Origin of the sequence: Vibrio sp. YT-17, from assembly GCF_033337375.1 — a bacterium.
Lineage (GTDB): Bacteria > Pseudomonadota > Gammaproteobacteria > Enterobacterales > Vibrionaceae > Vibrio > Vibrio alginolyticus.
In genome coordinates this window covers 196,277-213,416 of the sequence record NZ_JAWOQP010000003.1, presented here as the reverse complement: position 1 = coordinate 213,416, position 17,140 = coordinate 196,277, and the positions used below count along the sequence as shown (strand labels likewise).

11 protein-coding genes and 1 pseudogene are annotated in these 17,140 nt (G+C 41.4%); 3 read left to right on the top strand and 9 right to left on the bottom strand.

What is annotated here, in order from left to right:
• Window positions 1–109 precede the first annotated feature (109 nt).
• The 4 genes and pseudogenes from R7F67_RS04750 to R7F67_RS04735 all read right to left on the bottom strand — a co-directional run.
• Window positions 110–280, bottom strand: a pseudogene (locus tag R7F67_RS04750) (IS66 family transposase); the annotation flags it as partial.
• Window positions 281–491: 211 nt separating this feature from the next.
• Entirely contained in the window at window positions 492–2,837 is a 2,346-nt protein-coding gene (locus R7F67_RS04745) for an AAA family ATPase (protein WP_318057051.1), read from the bottom strand.
• Window positions 2,803–3,492, bottom strand: coding sequence for an ABC-three component system middle component 1 (locus tag R7F67_RS04740; RefSeq protein WP_318057050.1), 690 nt, complete (start codon window positions 3,490–3,492; stop codon window positions 2,803–2,805). The genes R7F67_RS04745 and R7F67_RS04740 overlap by 35 nt, the downstream gene beginning before the upstream one ends.
• Complete coding sequence (locus tag R7F67_RS04735; RefSeq protein WP_258614619.1) at window positions 3,485–4,741, bottom strand: ABC-three component system protein; 1,257 nt, start codon at window positions 4,739–4,741, stop codon at window positions 3,485–3,487. Before R7F67_RS04735 ends, R7F67_RS04740 begins: the two co-directional genes overlap by 8 nt.
• 362 nt (window positions 4,742–5,103) lie before the next feature.
• Here R7F67_RS04735 and dgt point away from each other — a divergent pair, with 362 nt between their 5' ends.
• Entirely contained in the window at window positions 5,104–6,633 is a 1,530-nt protein-coding gene (gene dgt / locus R7F67_RS04730; RefSeq protein ID WP_318057049.1) for a dGTPase, read from the top strand.
• A 95-nt stretch (window positions 6,634–6,728) separates the two neighbouring features.
• Here the strand turns inward: dgt and R7F67_RS04725 are convergent, their stop codons facing one another.
• The 4 genes from R7F67_RS04725 to R7F67_RS04710 form a co-directional block, all read right to left on the bottom strand.
• A complete protein-coding gene (locus tag R7F67_RS04725; RefSeq protein WP_318057048.1) occupies window positions 6,729–8,075 on the bottom strand; it encodes a DNA-processing protein DprA in 1,347 nt (448 codons plus the stop codon).
• Window positions 8,075–10,189 carry a DEAD/DEAH box helicase gene (locus R7F67_RS04720; RefSeq protein ID WP_318057047.1) on the bottom strand — a complete coding sequence of 705 codons (2,115 nt, stop codon included), beginning with the start codon at window positions 10,187–10,189 and terminating at the stop codon, window positions 8,075–8,077. The genes R7F67_RS04725 and R7F67_RS04720 overlap by 1 nt, the downstream gene beginning before the upstream one ends.
• A gap of 182 nt (window positions 10,190–10,371) precedes the next feature.
• On the bottom strand, window positions 10,372–11,574 hold the full coding sequence (locus R7F67_RS04715) for a C-terminal helicase domain-containing protein (protein ID WP_318057046.1): 1,203 nt from the start codon (window positions 11,572–11,574) through the stop codon (window positions 10,372–10,374).
• Between the two features lie 719 nt (window positions 11,575–12,293).
• Window positions 12,294–13,235 (bottom strand): LysR family transcriptional regulator, encoded by a 942-nt coding sequence (locus R7F67_RS04710; RefSeq protein WP_318057045.1) that lies wholly within the window; start codon window positions 13,233–13,235, stop codon window positions 12,294–12,296.
• A gap of 263 nt (window positions 13,236–13,498) precedes the next feature.
• Between R7F67_RS04710 and R7F67_RS04705 the strand changes: the two genes are divergently transcribed.
• Entirely contained in the window at window positions 13,499–15,340 is a 1,842-nt protein-coding gene (locus tag R7F67_RS04705; protein WP_318057044.1) for a 2-oxoacid:acceptor oxidoreductase subunit alpha, read from the top strand.
• A complete protein-coding gene (locus R7F67_RS04700) occupies window positions 15,330–16,328 on the top strand; it encodes a 2-oxoacid:ferredoxin oxidoreductase subunit beta (protein WP_318057043.1) in 999 nt (332 codons plus the stop codon). The genes R7F67_RS04705 and R7F67_RS04700 overlap by 11 nt, the downstream gene beginning before the upstream one ends.
• 131 nt (window positions 16,329–16,459) lie before the next feature.
• Here the strand turns inward: R7F67_RS04700 and R7F67_RS04695 are convergent, their stop codons facing one another.
• Window positions 16,460–17,098 carry a CatB-related O-acetyltransferase gene (locus tag R7F67_RS04695; protein WP_318057042.1) on the bottom strand — a complete coding sequence of 213 codons (639 nt, stop codon included), beginning with the start codon at window positions 17,096–17,098 and terminating at the stop codon, window positions 16,460–16,462.
• Window positions 17,099–17,140 lie beyond the last annotated feature (42 nt).

Sequence of the window (17,140 nt, the reverse complement as noted above, 5' to 3'; positions counted from 1 at the left end):
TACAAAAAAACAATGTCAATATTCAAGCTCTTTCTCACTTAGTGCTAACATGACTGATTATTGGTAAACGTTCCGCGATCCCACGGGCGCGGCCTTAGTGAGAGAAGTTTCAAGGGAGAAGTGAGTCGATGTCAGGCTCTGGCTTAACCAACTCCTTCATGCCCTAAACCAGACAGTCATACAAAATCAGCCCGTTGGCCTTTGCCGTTTCGATAACGCTGTACAGCATGGCGCTGGCACCTGCACCTTTCGGAGTGTCCATGAAAAGCCAATTTTTCTGCCAATAACCATGGATTTGATTACTAGCTAATTAGCGTCTAGTGAAACGGTAACGAATCAGAAAGGGTTAAAACTAGTCGGTTAAAAATACGAACAGTGGAAAGCGCATAGCTTTCCACTTACGCTGATATAGACAATTACACAAAATTTAGGACAGTCTCTAAAAATAAAACTCGTATCAAGTCGACCATTGACTATATGCTCTAATACATCTAATAAACATTGCCACCATTTGCAGCAAGTTTGGCCTTTTCTAACAAATTAACCTGCTTTCTAGAAAGCCCTGCTTTCCCATACCTGTAACATAAATAGTCGGATATATCCTGCTCATGTGTAGAGATGATTACCTGCCGATCTCTCAGCTCAACTCGAAGTAAATCACTCAATGAAGCAATATTGATCTCATCCATACACTGGGTCGGATCATCAATAAACACAAAAGCGGTCTTAGCGTATTTTTTATTTAATGCTAAAAACAGAGATAATGAAAGTGCACTAATCTGTCCACTACTCATCGACAGAGTTGCATCATGTTGAGAATCACGCGCGGTTGTAAAGTTCATAGCTGCGGTTTTTCGCTGTGCATCCGGTGTATCGATAAACACACCTAATCCACTCTGATAATTTTGAAGTAAGCGTCCGCTGTAAATGTGGAAAAGTGACTCCATTTGGCCAATCGTTCGGTTCATGTAATCGGTTTGAGCGTGCTTTAGTTTAGTCTCAACCTGTCCAAGTTGCCCATTAAGCGTTTCTAAATGGCCTACTTTTTCTTCTGCTAGCAATACCTCTTTATTTTTCTTTAAGATGGAAGCATTAACCGTCAAATTATGCTGCTGCTGAATATAGCTTCGTTTTGACTCAATCATCTCTTCGGTCAAACGATCTAACTTCTCCAGATCACCAAAATTCTGAGCAAAGAAATTTAACTCCTGCTCTGAAATTACCTCATCCTCTTGTTCAAGTGACCTTAAAACTGCACTTTTCACATCTGAAATTTGCTCAGATTGACTCTCTTCCTCAACGACGTAACGTTTTGGTAGATTGATGCCTAGTGAAATAAGTCTCTCTCCAATAGCCATCAACCTTTTTTCCTGATGTTCATGCACCGTTAACTCAGAATACAACCTGCCTTCAAACTCGGTTCGAGCTTTTTCTAAATCAGAAATATATTTAACTTTTAATGGATTCAAAATTGAATTCATACCTTGATAACATTGGGTAATTTGCCTCCCAATCCCGTCCAGTTTTTTCTTTATCAATTCAGTCTTAGCTTCTATCGCCTTAACTAATAGCACTTTTTCTTGATAATCAAAACCACAGAGAGGGCATTCAGAATCATCTTCATCACCAAGTTGTAGCAACTTACCCCGAAGTTGCATCATTTCCACCTGCTTACTACTCATCCCTCCATGTTCGAGAAGCAAGTTATTTTTAACTTGTAAAAGTTTTATCAGCTCTTCAGCTTCTCCTGCTTCAAGGTAAGCTGATAAGAAAGAACCATGACTTGAAGAAAGTTTAGAAGGGTCATTGCTCAACGTCCTACAGACCTTTTCTAGCTCATCTAATCGAACTTTCTTTTTATTTAGTTCTGCTAACCTATCAAAGTGGTGATATAACCTAATGGCTAAACCAAATTCATCACGCTTAGTAAAATCAATCTTTTGCCCGTTTCGAATCCTCTTAGCTATCTCTTGCCTTCCGGCATAAATTCGTTTTAACAAACTAGTTTGCTCTAACAACTCACTTATATTCTTATAATTTTCTACCGAAAATGGTCGCTCCATATCCCACTGTGGAGTAATAGTGGAATCTGTTAATTTCGTATAATTAATTTCCTCTGAATCATCGACAGTTAACGCATCTTGCAGTTCTTTTAGTGAATCCTTTTTAACTGCATGTTCGCCAATAGCTTTAGCCAATTGTTCTTTGCTAGCAGATTTTAATTTACCTATGTTATCAATACGTTTTTTAAGCTCTTCGAGGTTAATAAGATGCTCAATTTGACCAGTCCTCGATCTCTTGTCACACTCGTCTGGGATAACAATGGATTTGCTGTCTTGTTGAAGGTAATTAAGAACAGAAAAGTTACTTAAGAACTTATCACCAAGTTTTTCAGACCAAAATGCGTGCTCATCATCAATTAACCTAGCATCAGCTACACTGTCAAAACTTGTTAATTCATACAGCTTGAAGTCTTCAAAGCTACTCGGCTTATTTTTGCTTGCATCTAGGTCCTCTTTCTTTGCTAGCCTCATTACATAAATCGACTCGTTTTCTTTTCTAAGCTCTGCAATTATCGAGACATCTTGTTCACTATAGTGGTTTTGATACAAGCTTCTTTTAAACTTTTTGCTCCCTGAGACCTTTAACGCACCAAGCCTTGCAGCTACCCTAGGGAGCTTATTACAGAAGAGCACTTGCTTGGCATCAAACAACGAGGTTTTACCGAAACCATTTGGGCCATCGTAAACAATCAGGCTAGATGAGTAACTTTCTTCAAACTCAGAAAATACTTTGAACCCTTTAATCTTTAGCCTGTGAATTCGCCATTTTTCCACGAATATAATCCTCAACTATTGCTTGGTAATTGTTTCCATTGTTGGCAATAAGAGCTTCAAACTCATTATTCAAAGCCAACAAATCCACATTTTTCAGGTAATCATCTGCAAGCTTACAAGGGTCATCCAACTCAGATTCATCCACAGGAACGGATAGGAAAGGTAACTTAATGAAAATTCGGCTTGCTATGCCATACTCAGACTCTACCAACGGGGATTTCTTATATAAGCTGAATTTACTTTGATCTTTTATCAAATTAGCAAAATCTCTTGTATCGATTTCATTGAGAAGATCTAGTTCGGTTTGAGAGTAATACAAAACATGTTTTTTAAAGCTGAAGCCATCTTCCTCTAAAGAAAAAACCTCACTTTCATGGTCAATTATATCGGCTAGCCGATCTAGCTCGAACAAAACCACCACATCTGTATTCTTTGCAAAAGTGGGGTGCTCTCTTAACACGTGCGGTGTATTTGCCAAGACCCATTGATTAAGCTCATTTGGTTTCATCAATTTCGAAACCTTCACAACGGCCAGAAAACGATGATAGTTGCTCGACATAGAACGATAAAAAGAAAACTGCTCAGCATCTTGTTCTACTAGTTCAAACTGACACGGAGAGTTGCTTGATAGCGTATTAATTATTTGATTAATCATTTATTTCATCACTTGCGTCACGGACTGACACAAACCTCACATTGTTTATTTTTGTAATTCGGTTTCTATCGTTTTCAGATATTTCTGTGAATTTACCAGTAGAACTAGATTCACTATTAAGTGGAAATGGAGCACTATCCATATGTACAACTAGATTGTCGTAATCATAAAGCACATCTTGTATGGTCAGGTTTCCACGAAGAGCATCAACATTTTCTTGAATTTGCTTTATATCTAACTCTTGATTTAAAAAATCGAACTTCATTGCAGTAGGAAGAAATGAACCTAATCCATTTTTGAAATAGTGTGGTAAGTCTTCAGATGTTTTAACTCCCATGATGCTAAGAATAACTCTTAAATAATTATCTACTGTATCATTACTAAAACCAGATAATGAGATTTCCTTTTGATTTGGTTTCTTTGAATAATAGAGTCGAGCTAAAGCAGGAGCACCCATATTAGCTACTGCAAATCTACACTGGCAAATACCATTCAAATCAACAGATTCATTTTCTTGAAGACTATCTAATATTTGATCGGTTCTATCCAAAAGAGTCTTTCTAAACTCAAACAAAATTGCTGCTCGATCATCACTATGAATTACCTCAGAACGCAAACAATTTACAATGTCAGAAAAATAAATTGGAATAGATTCTGCAGCTTCAAATTTGTTCATCGACTCATGCTGGTTTCGATAATGAGCTAAGTTTACCTTCCCAGCTAACAATACATGCAACTTAGCCAATTTGTGCGCAATTAGTAATTCTGTGGATGGCAGCCCGTATGATTCAAGGTACTGATCAACAATTTCATTGAGTTTAAGGTCGATAGAGTTCGTTTCAACATAACAACGTTCATCATGGTACTGATAAAACTGAACAAAATGCTCACCATCAGCGTCATTAGCAGCTCTATCAGAAAAGTCATCAAGCTCCACCGAAACGTGAAACCATCTAACAGTATTCTCGTTACACCTCTCTGATACTTTTGATGCCTGCTGCAATGCAGAGTTATAAGAATAGCGCTTGTCACTCTTCATAGCTTTTACTTGATGAAGAGATAAAACACGCCTGGCTCGATCGTGGATAACAAAATCATCTAGGTGCTCAACATTGAGGGAATGTGCTTGAATATCCCGCTGAACTAGAAGACGTATCGCGTGATACAAGGCGACTTTTCCCTGATATACAAACCCACTCCAAGCAGGGATGGCGCTACTGTTGATAATCTGAGAGGATACTTCTGTCAATCTAGATATTCCTTTTGATAAATGGTCCAGTATTTCCAAGCTTTCATAGCTATATACAACGTCAAACTTAACCTTGTACTAATCAAAAGCCCACTCAGCTCTATTTCATGTAATGCTATTGCATATCAGCCTAAAAGGCCATGACAAGAAAGGGAAATTGGCAATAGTCAAAACCTAAAAAGTGAACACATCAACATATAACATTCATCACCTGAGCATCCCGCTTGCGACTAGATAGTTTTTGAAATCTCACTTCAATAAGCATGATTAAATGCCTAATCACATTATTAACTCAATCTAATATGAGCCTACTAGAGTATTAGCTATAGTTACTTCAGCGCGCTAAACAATGAGAAAAGACTATGACTATCAACTTCAACGAAAAAGTTCGAGGGACGAGGGTATATCACAACGGTTCAGCCACTAAACCTCGCTCACTGACTGAACCTGATAAAATTGCAGCACAAGGAAACTTCGAAAGTGATCGAGGTAGAATCCTCAACTCTGCTGCAATCAGAAGGCTTCAACAAAAAACCCAAGTGTTTCCTCTCGAACGCAATGCAGCCGTTCGCAGTCGTCTCACTCACTCTCTCGAAGTTCAACAAGTTGGTCGATACATCACTCAACTAATCTTTAGAGAGCTTTCCGAAAAATCTAAGCAAGAATACAAACTAATCGGATTAGAACGTCAATTTGAGTCGATAGTCGAAATGTCATGTTTAATGCATGACGTTGGCAATCCACCTTTTGGACATTTTGGAGAGCAAGCTATAAACGATTGGTTTTCTAGAAACTTACTATCTCTAGTAATTGATAAGAAAGGTAAGCCCACAATCGACTTACCAAAGCCTATCCAACAAGACCTTACCAATTTCGAAGGTAACGCACAGGCTATCCGCCTAGTTCACACTCTACTCGAACTCAATCTAACCTATTCTCAAGTATCTGGTGTGTTCAAGTATACTCGCCGTGGGGATCAACCATCGCCTAAAACACAGAGCAACCCGGAATTACATGACTATGACTATTTGATGAAAAAAGTGGGTTATTACTTAAGTGAACACCGCTACATAGAGTCACTAAAAACGGTGTTGTCAATGGACTCTCATTGCCGCTCCCCATTTTCATACATAATGGAAGCTGCGGATGATATTTCCTACGGGATTGCAGACATTGAGGATGCTGTTGAAAAAGGCATTCTCACAGTAGATCAACTAAAAGATGCTTTAGACGACGAATACCAATCTCTTGTAAAAAAGTACGCTTTACAAAGCAATGACGAGATGAAAAGGATCGTTGATGTCGCCAGTGAAAGCGCTTCAAAAGCTGATAACTGTGCGAACAGCCACTTCTTCATAACTCTTCGCGTAGAAATAAACAAACGCCTACCACAACATGCATGCAAACAGTTTATAGATAACATAGAGAAAGTATTTCACGGGAGCTTCAATAGAGCGCTAATTGAAGATCATAGTGATAATCATGCATTAGTAAAAGCTCTTAAGAATGTTGCTATGAACTATGCTTTCTGCGATCCAGAAGTAGAAAAAAGTGAGCTACAAGGATATAGAATCATTACGGGGTTACTTGAAGCGTATAAGCCATTATTACTATTAAGCAAAGAGACTTTTACCAACATTAAAGAAGCCCCTCTATACGAGAGAAGACTCTACAAAAAACTACCGAACAAGCATCTTCGAGCATACGAAATAGCTATACAAAGATTAGAGCAAGAAAAAAATAAACCGTCTGACCCTCCGTACTTACCCTACGACTTTGATAACGATGTTTGGGAGTTTTATTTTCGAGTCCGCCTCATCCAAGACTATATTAGCGGCATGACCGATCAGTACGCTTATGACGAATATCGTAATCTACATGTGTTGGACTAAGTAAAAGCAGATAACCTGAAATGTAGTTACAAGTTACAATACAAGGGAAGTCACCTTCCCTTTTAATCACTCTTAATTTAGCTGTTCACGATCATTCATTTTGAATTATCATCAACCCATTGATATCTAACCGGTCTTGTTAGTTTAGTTACCAAATTTTGTTCTAGAGCGAGGGATAGCCAAATTTTTACCTGACCTTTATGTAAATCAGATACTTCCACAAGCTCTGATTCTGATATTGGTTCAATGGCTACAGTTTGTAGATACTGAACAAACAATTGATAAAAGCTGTCTTTAGAAACAATCTCAGTCTCTGACTTTGTTTGTGAAACAGATTCTTTAGTCTCTAACAGAGCTTCATTGTTTTTCGTTTTTTTCTCAGAACCGTCCTCTACAGCCAGATCATCATTGCTATCTCTCGGAGGCATTTCATCATTTGGCTGCGCGAACAAGTCTGCTTGCGGCTGGCTAAACAAGTCTGTTTGACTATTAACGTTAGAGTTGGCGCTGCTAACTAACAACGATTGAACATCCAACTCTGCAATGTTCTCGCTACACCAACTTGCTCCTGCTGCAACAATTCCAGCATTGCCAGCTGCTGAATCTTGGGTTTGTTTTACCCAAGTTGGAACCCAACCTTTCTTTAAGTTCTGAATCGCCCCTTCCCAAGTACCACCTTTAGCACCTGAGTGAACGACTAAAGATGTATCCGCTAAACAATAGATGTATTTATTTCTGTCCATTGCATTGAAGCGGTTGAATCCAGCTTCCGGGTTAAAAGGAGAAACTAGTACGACGTTGCCATTCATGAGGCCACTGCGGTACTTTGCTGAAGTGGAAGCTTTCAATAAACTATCAGCGAGTATACCAACAACGGCACCACCAGAATTCATCGCCCCTAGCATTGAAGACTCATCGACTCCTCTTGCTCCACCAGAAACTGTCCCCAAACCAGCACTCGCCGCTTTAGAACCAACCTGTTCGGCATACACTAGATCTGAAGGTGAAGCGTTACGCGAACCTACTACAGCAATACCACCAGCCTTGAGTAACGCTTTGTCTCCGCATCCATAGAGTACAGGAGGAGCCTGGTTACCAAGTTGGTGAAGTAGACGTTTGGGGTAGCTATCTTTGTCAGCACGAGTAATGACCCACAAGCCTGAGCGACTCCATTTTTCGAGCGCTAGTGCCATGCTGTGCCCTCGCTTCAAGAGGGCTTCAACTCGCTCTTGAGTGATTTTGTTTTTGGGATCACGCCACTGAGATAACAACGCTTTCTTGTTGTTATCCAGTAAGTCGGCAGGACTGAGTTTGCTATCTCTCAACCACATAGCGAAACGCGCCCACTCCGCATTGGTGAGCGGCTTTGCGGCATCTTTATCCTGCTTACCAAAGTAACTGGTAAGCAGGATAATCGCTTGTGCTGTTGTTGTTAAATTCATTAATCATTTACCGATGTGGAAGCTAAAGCGACCGGGTATACTTTTCCGCTGCCAGCTTGCTGAAGCTTCGCCGCTATAACAGTTAACGTCCATCCTGAATCAACAATGTCATCCACTAAGAAGCAAGGACCCTCTGGTATCGACTCCTGAACTTCAAAAGCACCATCTAAATTACGACACTGATGAAAACGGTTTTGCTGGAACTTTTGCTGCTCATTGTCTCTAACTTTTTGTATAACGTCGACAAATTCTAGCCCCAACCTTTCAGCTAATCGCCTAGCATAGTCAGGAACTAGTTCAGGATGGTTGCGGGATGGTACACAACATAACCAAGTTGGTCGTTCTTCCAACTCCCAACGTTCAAGTATCATTTCTGCCATAGCATCAACCAGCTCATTTCGGAAATGATTCTCATGTTTATCATCCCTTACCATTTGCCCCCAACCAGCATCGCCCCAACGAGATAATACTCTGCCCTCTTGAGCTCTCAATTCGAGCGGTAAGTTACCTCTAAAACCTTCTTCAACAAATGCTCCTGCTGCAACCTGAGCGTTTGGTTTTATTGGCATTTCTGCATGGCGTAGAAAAATGCCTGCATCGTGAGCTAATGAAGGGTTAATAGCACTACTCACAATTTCTTGTTCAAGACACACAGCGCATCTTCCGCATGGCTGTGCTTCCTCATCATCCAGAGCTTGACGAAGATAAAGCATTAAACAACGATCACTCACTTGATAATCTAGGACCTCTTGCCATTCTAATTCTCGCTGTTGCGTCAGATGTTCGATTCTATCCTGATCCAAATTGAACCTAGCTGATGTACGTTTCCATTGTGAGCCCTCTTTAACTACAGGAGCCGGATTCTCTACGCTAAGCAACTTCAACACTTTCTCAATTTGGCCAAAACGAAGATTTGTACGTTCTTCCAACTGACGCATTGTCAATCCATCTACAGGAGCAAGCTCATTTAGAATTTCATTAATTTGCTCAAGACTAGGAAATGCTGAAGAGCGAAAGTACTCATGAATATCCGCATCTTCACGCCCAGACAAAAGTATGCCAACTGCGTTATCGATACCACGTCCCGCTCTTCCTACTTGCTGGTAATAAGCCACAATTGAACCTGGTGATTGATAGTGAATAACAAAACTTAAATCAGGTTTGTCATAGCCCATGCCTAGAGCCATCGTTGCAACCAACACATCTATTTGGTTATTAAGTAGCAAATCTTCTAGATGTTGACGATATTGATTAGTATCGAGGCTGCCTGTAGGGCTAACGAAGTCAGGATGGGTAACTTTTCCATGATAAGCGCGAGCATTGATATCGTTTCGTACTAGCCATTCAGTAACTTGTTCCGCATCTCGTGTAGTAAGAGTATAAATAATACCAGTACCATCTAATTGCGGAATTATCTGAGAAAGCCAAGCAAGCCTTGAAGCTTGATCAGGTAAACTAATGTTTTGTAGCGATAAGCTGTCACGCCCTAGCTCTCCACGTTGAATTTGAATATCACCGAGTTGGCGATGAATATCGTTGACCACTCTATTATTAGCAGTAGCTGTGGTTCCCAACACCCCCGTGTTCGCGGGCAGCGAGCTTAAGATATTAGCGATCTGTCGATATTCAGGAATAAAATCATGGCCCCAGTCAGAAATACAATGTGCCTCATCAACAACCATTAGGCCCACGTAATCAGAGATCGGCTCTAATACTTGCTCTCTAAATACTTCATTTGAAAACTGTTTCGGATGGATTAATAGCGCGTCAATTTCATTGTTTCTGAGCGCATGTAAAATTGCAGGTCTCTCATCACGGTTTGTTGAATCCCAACGAACCGCATTTAATCCTAATCTCTCTGCAGATTCTATTTGGTTGCGCATCAATGCAAGCAAAGGTGACACAATGATTGTTGGTCCTTGGCCTCTATCTCTGAAGATTTTGGTACTGATGAAGTAAACTGAGCTTTTCCCCCAGCCTGTTCGTTGAACCACCAGCAATTTCTGATTGTGGTTTACCAGTGCGTCGATTGCCTCCCATTGACCATCTCGAAATTGAGCATCTTCATCACCGATTGCAGTTTTGAGTAACTGCTCTGCCACCTGTTTGTCCATGAAGCCACCTATGTTGATTTTAATTTATTATGTAATCAGATTAGAAAGACTACTTAAGAAAACGTAAGCAAACCATGAGCTGTATTCCAATAAATACAATAGATTAAATACGTAATGGTCGAAGGAGATTAGCCACGATTTTGCATTCCTCCCGGAAAACTGCCCTGACTAGTTCGGGGTGGTTATATGGAATTCAAAGGGGCAAGGTCAATGATCAACGAATCCTTCACTCGATTAAATTCTTCACTTTCTATATCGCAGCCCGTGAAACTTTCTAAAAGCTCTTGTTGCCTAGGCTGTCCAAATGCCAAGCGATAGAGGACAAGTATCTTCTTTACTTCAGCATATTTTGCGACTTCTTTACTCATTGGATAAGTGGGTACAATTCGCTCGATTTGTACTTTCCCATTAGGAGTAAACCAGTACGGCTCTAAGTCACTCTTTTTATTCGCATCATCATTGGCTGCTTTTTCGAATAGCTGCTCCCAAACATCCGCTTTGTTGCCAAAAGCTGGCGTGTAGTTTTCTGCTATACGTTGACGAACGACAAGCGACTTATACCTGTTCACCCGACCTTCTCGTTGCTCAATATCGATAGGGTTGTTGGGTAAGTTCCAATGAACGACTCGACGGCAATACCAATGAAAATCTAGTCCTTCTTGACCTATCGATGTAGAACTCAATACAAATGGTCGGAATGGGGAGTTAAACGCGTCACGTACGCTCACTACTCGTTTCAAGCCGCTATCATCATTGAGTTTTTGACTACCGAGCGGAACAGCAAAATGACAACGCATCGACGATGAACATTTATCTTTCGCTTTTGTTCTATTCTCCCAGAAGTGAACCTGCTCGGATGAACTTCGTATTCCCATGGCATGCTCTAACTTACTTGTTGCGGCATGAACATCGCTGCCTGATGTCGCAAGTAAGTGACAGTATTCATCCAACATTGATTGGTAGTTACCATGTGCGCAATAGACCAAGATCTTATACCAAGCGGGTGACGCTGTCTGTCCAGATAGCAAAGTGTGTTTAACGTTACGTTTCACAATGGGAATAGCGTATTCATGATTGAACAGTCTGGTTGTAAGCTCCGCAAATTGAACAGAGTAACTAACCAAATCGAATTCAGATGTGTCTTCTGACCATAGCGCTTGAATGGTCCTCATCGCGCAGGTAGCAGGATTAGCTAAGCTTGAATATGCCAGCACTTTGGCTAAGTCATCAGGCATTTTACCTAGAGAGAGTGGCTCACTCTCCTCAAAGTACTGCTTAATTTTGGCAAAATGCTTAATACGGCCTTCTGTGTTCAAGCGAGACTCAATCACCTCTAACCAATTCTCGAAATGATCTGTCTTCCCAGCTTGTCGATCCAGCAGCATAGGAGCGAGTACATACTAATCTCTGTTGGTCTTTTCTTCGCTTTCATATTGCTTTAAACAAGCTAATTTACTCTGGATTAACATGGTTTGTTGAGCCAATACCTCATCTAGGCTCTCACCCAAATACAACACGTCGGCTAGCGATTTACAAGGATAAAGTAAATGCCATACGTTGAGAGTTGATTTCCCTTCAAACCGAAGTAAAGGTGAAGAGTTTTTATCACTATGGTACTGCGGCCTCTTACCCTTCCCTTTTATTACTCGACGTTCAGCCTCATAAGACCACAGGCAACTTAAAGCCTTTGGCACAAGCGCCCACGATGAAAATAGAAGCGTCTTTGTAAAATTCTCATTCCCTTTAAATACACCGTCAAATGGGTTGGAAGGTTTTCATTAGCTAAGAAGATAATCCGCATAATAAATTGCTCATCGAAATACAAAAGGGAGCATAGGGTTTCTCACGCCATAGGCACTTTACTGTCTAGCCATCCTTATTCACGCAATCGAATACAAACAAAACATGAGCTGATCTCATATTTGCCTCTATCGTATTATCTCAACAGACACCATTAATTTCACTTCACTCGTCAGAACTTTGTCACAATGCTCCGAAGTTTCTGCCCATAAATCATTGAAAATAGCTCAATAGGACTCAAAACCCTTTATGTACAATCACTCATTGAGCACATGGTTATGCCTATAAAGCTAAATTATTCCACTTATTCTTTTAAACTGCCTCGGTACATCCAACTACTGTTCATTGACTCTCCCTGCCCTTCTAACTTCTGAACCACATACTCAATAAACACTTTCACTTTAGCAGGAACAAAGTCACGACACGGATAATATAGATACACAGCCTGTTCTGGGTTTCTTTGTGGTTGCGATACTAACACCAATTTGCCTTCTTGGACTAAATCGCGAGCAAGGTAATGAGGCATATAAGCAATACCCGCTCCAAGACTAGCCAATATTGCCATCGCGTAACCGTTATCTACTGTTATTTGGCATTCTGGATTGATTTCTATTTTCTGCCCATTGAACGTCATCACCATAGTTACTAAACGACCAGATTGCTTAAAGCGATACATGATCCATTTGTGTTGATTTAGCTGTTCAGCGCTATCAGGCCATCCTTCTTTCTTTAAGTAATCTGGACTGGCAAACATGCCTAAATCAATAGGGCATAACCGTCTAGCAATTAGGTTGCTGTCATTCAGCTTCCCACTTCGTACGGCGATATCCATGCCACTTTCCAGTATGTCGGTATATTCATCCGAAAAGCTAAGATCCAGCTTCACCTCTGGATAAAGGCGACAAAACTCGGGCATCAGAGGAGCAATATAGTGCTGGCCGAATGAAAGAGGGAGATTCACTCGAAGTATCCCCGAAGGTGAACTCGTACTCTGAACTAATTGTTCCTCACTATTTTTAAGAAGATCGACCACTTCTCTTGCCGTGTTTAGGTAATTAAAACCAGCTTCAGTGAGTTTAACCTGACGCGTTGTGCGATGAATCAAGCGAACACCCAAGTCTTGCTCTAACCTGGCAATGGCTTTACTGATGGTCGAAGGTGACTGCCCTAGCTGATTCGCAGCCGAGGTGAAGTTGCCTAAATCAACGACTGATATAAACAGTTTTAATAAATTTAATTTATCCATACTGACCAATAATTAGTGAAATAATTTCATATCTGATGTGATGAAAAATGTATTTCTGTACCCCGTGATCTTTCCTAGTATACCGTGACAAGGCTCAATTCCACACCTTAACATTTTTGCTTTTAGGCTAGATATCTCATAAGTCAGCACTGCACTACACCTTGAAAACTCAGAGTTGTATTCGTCCTTGCCGCTTATTGCTTTTCTGGTCAAAAAAATCGCAACACCTATACCTATATTGAACAATGAAAGTCAGAGGTTTTATGACGATAATTCAACTTGAACGCGAAGTCATTTGTTTTGCCGGAGACTCAGGGGATGGTATCCAGTTGCTAGGAGAGCGCTTTTCAGATAACTCATCAAAGCAAGGTAATGATGTAATGACATTACCTGACTACCCAGCAGAAATACGCGCTCCGGCCGGTACCACATCGGGTGTGTCAGCTTTCCAAATGCAGTTCGCTTCTTCCGAGATATTTACACCGGGCGATGAATTTTCCGTCTTGATTGCTTTAAACGCAGCGGCACTGAAAAGCAAGATTTCACAGTTAGCCTGTGGCGGACTCGTCCTTATTGATGTGGATGGCTTTAATAACAAGAACCTTGAGCTTGCCGGATACCAATCTGATCCATTAACCGATGGCAGTTTGGCAAACTACCGGGTCATTGCCGACAGCTTTACCCGCTTGACAGTGCAATCGCTTGCAGAGCTGAATATTGCGCCAAAAATAGTTAAGCGCAGTAAGAATTTCTTTATGCTTGGTATTGTGTGCTGGATTTATAATCGCCCAATGGAGCCAACCATCCGGTGGTTGAATGATAAGTTCTCTGATAAACCACAAGCTCGTGAGGCGAACATCCTGGCACTAAAATCCGGATTCAATTACGCTGATACCACAGAAATATTCAGTGAATGCTATCAGGTTGCCCCCGTGGCTGAAAAGCACGGTCTCTACCGCACTGTATCTGGCAATGAGGCTTTATCATTAGGCTTGATATGCGCCGCCGAAAAGCTAAAACGTCCATTGTTCTTGGGTTCATACCCCATAACACCAGCATCAGATATTCTCCATACCTTGTCTCGCTACGCACACTTTGGTGTTACGACTTTCCAAGCCGAAGATGAAATTGCTGCCGCTTGCTCAGCTTTAGGCGCATCTTATTCCGGAGGTCTTGGCGTGACATCAACATCTGGCCCCGGGTTATGCTTAAAAGCAGAAACCATTAACCTTGCTGTCATGGCTGAATTACCACTTGTGGTTGTTAATGTTCAGCGCGGTGGTCCTTCAACAGGGTTGCCAACCAAAACCGAGCAATCCGATTTATTACTTTCTTTATATGGCAGGAACGGAGATTCTCCACTGCCCGTTCTGGCTGCCGCGTCACCAGCGGATTGTTTTGAAATGGCCTTAGAAGCAAGTCGTATTGCAACAACCTTTATGACACCTGTAATTTTATTAAGTGATGGTTATCTAGCTAATGGTTCAGAGTCATGGCTCATCCCTAACCCTGACGATATCACTCTAAGCCCGAAACCGTCACATTCAGACTCAACACCATTTCAGCCCTATATGCGTGATGAGGTCTACCTCAGCCGTGAATGGATGACTCCAGGAACCCAAAATAAAATGCACCGCATTGGAGGGTTAGAAAAACAATCAATCACAGGTGAGCCTTCTCACGATCCCGAAAATCATCAGCGTATGACCGAGGAAAGAGCCCACAAAATTAGTAATATCCAACATTTCATACCAAAGCAGTCATTAGTCGGGCACCTTCAAGATTCTGTTTTAGTCATTAGTTGGGGCGGCACTCAGGGCACAATAGCAACCGCAATATCACAACTAAGAAAGCAAGGCGCCTCAGTGGCTCATGTCCATATCCAATACCTCAACCCTTTTCCTGCAAACCTCGCGGACATCATCAGTCAGTATGAGCACATAATCGTCTTCGAACTTAATAATCAGCAGTTAGTTAATGTCATTCGAGCTCAATTTTCCACTGACGCACACAGCATCACTCAGGTTAAGGGGCTGCCATTTAAGGTTCAAGATGTCATAGATTCGATTCAGCATTACCAAGAGGAAATCAAACATGAAGACTAATGAACTCAACCGCAAAGATTTCGCGTCTGATGTTGAAGTGAAGTGGTGTCGTGGGTGCGGCGACTTCAATGTTCTAAAAACCATGCAGTCAGTACTCGCAAAATCGGGACGGTCCAGAGAGAATACCGTCTTCATTTCCGGTATCGGGTGTTCTTCTCGCTTTCCTTACTATTTGGAAACTTATGGGTTTCACACTATTCACGGCAGAGCGCCAGCGATAGCGACAGGTGTTAAGGCGACCAATCCAGATCTGGATGTGTGGGTCGTGACCGGTGACGGTGATGCGTTAAGTATTGGAGGTAATCACTTTATCCACGCAATTAGACGCAACCAAGATATTAAGATCTTGCTATTTAATAACGCGGTTTATGGGTTAACGAAAGGGCAATACTCTCCAACCAGTGAGCAAGGGTTTGTTTCCAAATCAAGCCCAGAGGGCTCGCCTGACCAAACACTAAAACCATTGGCCGTAGCAGCGTCTGCAGGTGCCACTTTCCTTGCACGAACCTCTGACAATGATCCTACCCATATGACCATGGTTCTAGAAGCCGCTGCCGCCCATACTGGAACAGCGGTTGTTGAAATCTTACAGAACTGCGTTATTTTCAATGACAAAGTCCATGAGCCCTATAACGGGCCAGCAAATAGGAATGAACATTTGCTTTACCTCAAGGAAAATGAACCCTTATTGTATGGCAAACACCATTCCAAAGCACTGGCCAACAAAGGGTTTGGGTTTGAGGTCGTGGAATCCGATACTACTAATCTTCTGATGCACTTACCCAATAGTGATAACCCAAACTATGCTTATGCTCTGGCTAACTTGAGTTATCCTGAATTTCCTGTTCCAGTCGGTGTTTTGCGGTCAGTTAACCGCCCAACCTATGACCAAGTGATTCGTCATCAACAACGAGCAGCCGTTGAGAAACATGGCCAAGGTGATCTGCTCACTCTGCTCAAACACAACAGTTACCAACGTGTGTGTTGACCCTATTGAAAATCGGCAAGCCAGTCCTAACTAGCTTGTTTGATAATCATATTTAGAGCTCAAAAATAAACAAAGGAGACGAATATATTCAGCCTCCTTTGTTTGATCAAAAAATAATGGTGGTCTTGTATTCAGCTTGCTCTGCTATCATATTCTGCGCTGGCTTTTTTCAAACCTTCAATGTCATCTGAACATAGTAACCTTTTTAGGCTTTCAATTTTATCTGCCGGCCAGTCATATACTTTCAACGCCATTAACTCATCAATGGTTTCTTTGGTGAAACGATATCTTACATGCTGAGCGGGTGAACCTGCCACCATACTATAAGGCTCTACATCCTTAGTAACTACGCTATTTGCAGCGACAACCGCCCCTTCTCCAATATTGACACCCGGCATGATCATAGATCTCATGCCTAGCCATACTCCATCACCAATATGAGTATCGCCTTTTCCAACATACGCTTCTTCGATAAAGTCCATAAACGGATATAAGCAAAACCAGTCTACTCTGTGAGTACTATTACCACCCATCACAATCACAACCTCAGGCGCAATGCACACGAAGTCACCGATATGTAACTTATCAACCTTCCATTTTAATTCCCAATCTCGGCTGCCCTCATCACCTTGTAAATATCTGACGACAGACTCTTCAAACCCTGCGTCCCAGCAGTCGCTGTAGTAGCTATGTTTACCCTTAATAGTGATATTAGGGTTCGTCACGACTTCATGCAGCAAAGTGGTCTTCGACCAGTGCTTGTTTTTCATTTTAACTCCAGATAAAAACAGAGATTTTGAACTTTTCTAATC

Coding starts and splice junctions, on each gene's coding strand:
- R7F67_RS04740 (WP_318057050.1), bottom strand. CDS start 3,492: ATGATTAATCAAATAATTAATACGCTATCAAGCAACTCTCCGTGTCAG.
- dgt (WP_318057049.1), top strand. CDS start 5,104: ATGACTATCAACTTCAACGAAAAAGTTCGAGGGACGAGGGTATATCAC.
- R7F67_RS04725 (WP_318057048.1), bottom strand. CDS start 8,075: ATGAATTTAACAACAACAGCACAAGCGATTATCCTGCTTACCAGTTAC.
- R7F67_RS04720 (WP_318057047.1), bottom strand. CDS start 10,189: ATGGACAAACAGGTGGCAGAGCAGTTACTCAAAACTGCAATCGGTGAT.
- R7F67_RS04715 (WP_318057046.1), bottom strand. CDS start 11,574: ATGCTGCTGGATCGACAAGCTGGGAAGACAGATCATTTCGAGAATTGG.
- R7F67_RS04710 (WP_318057045.1), bottom strand. CDS start 13,235: ATGGATAAATTAAATTTATTAAAACTGTTTATATCAGTCGTTGATTTA.
- R7F67_RS04705 (WP_318057044.1), top strand. CDS start 13,499: ATGACGATAATTCAACTTGAACGCGAAGTCATTTGTTTTGCCGGAGAC.
- R7F67_RS04700 (WP_318057043.1), top strand. CDS start 15,330: ATGAAGACTAATGAACTCAACCGCAAAGATTTCGCGTCTGATGTTGAA.
- R7F67_RS04695 (WP_318057042.1), bottom strand. CDS start 17,098: ATGAAAAACAAGCACTGGTCGAAGACCACTTTGCTGCATGAAGTCGTG.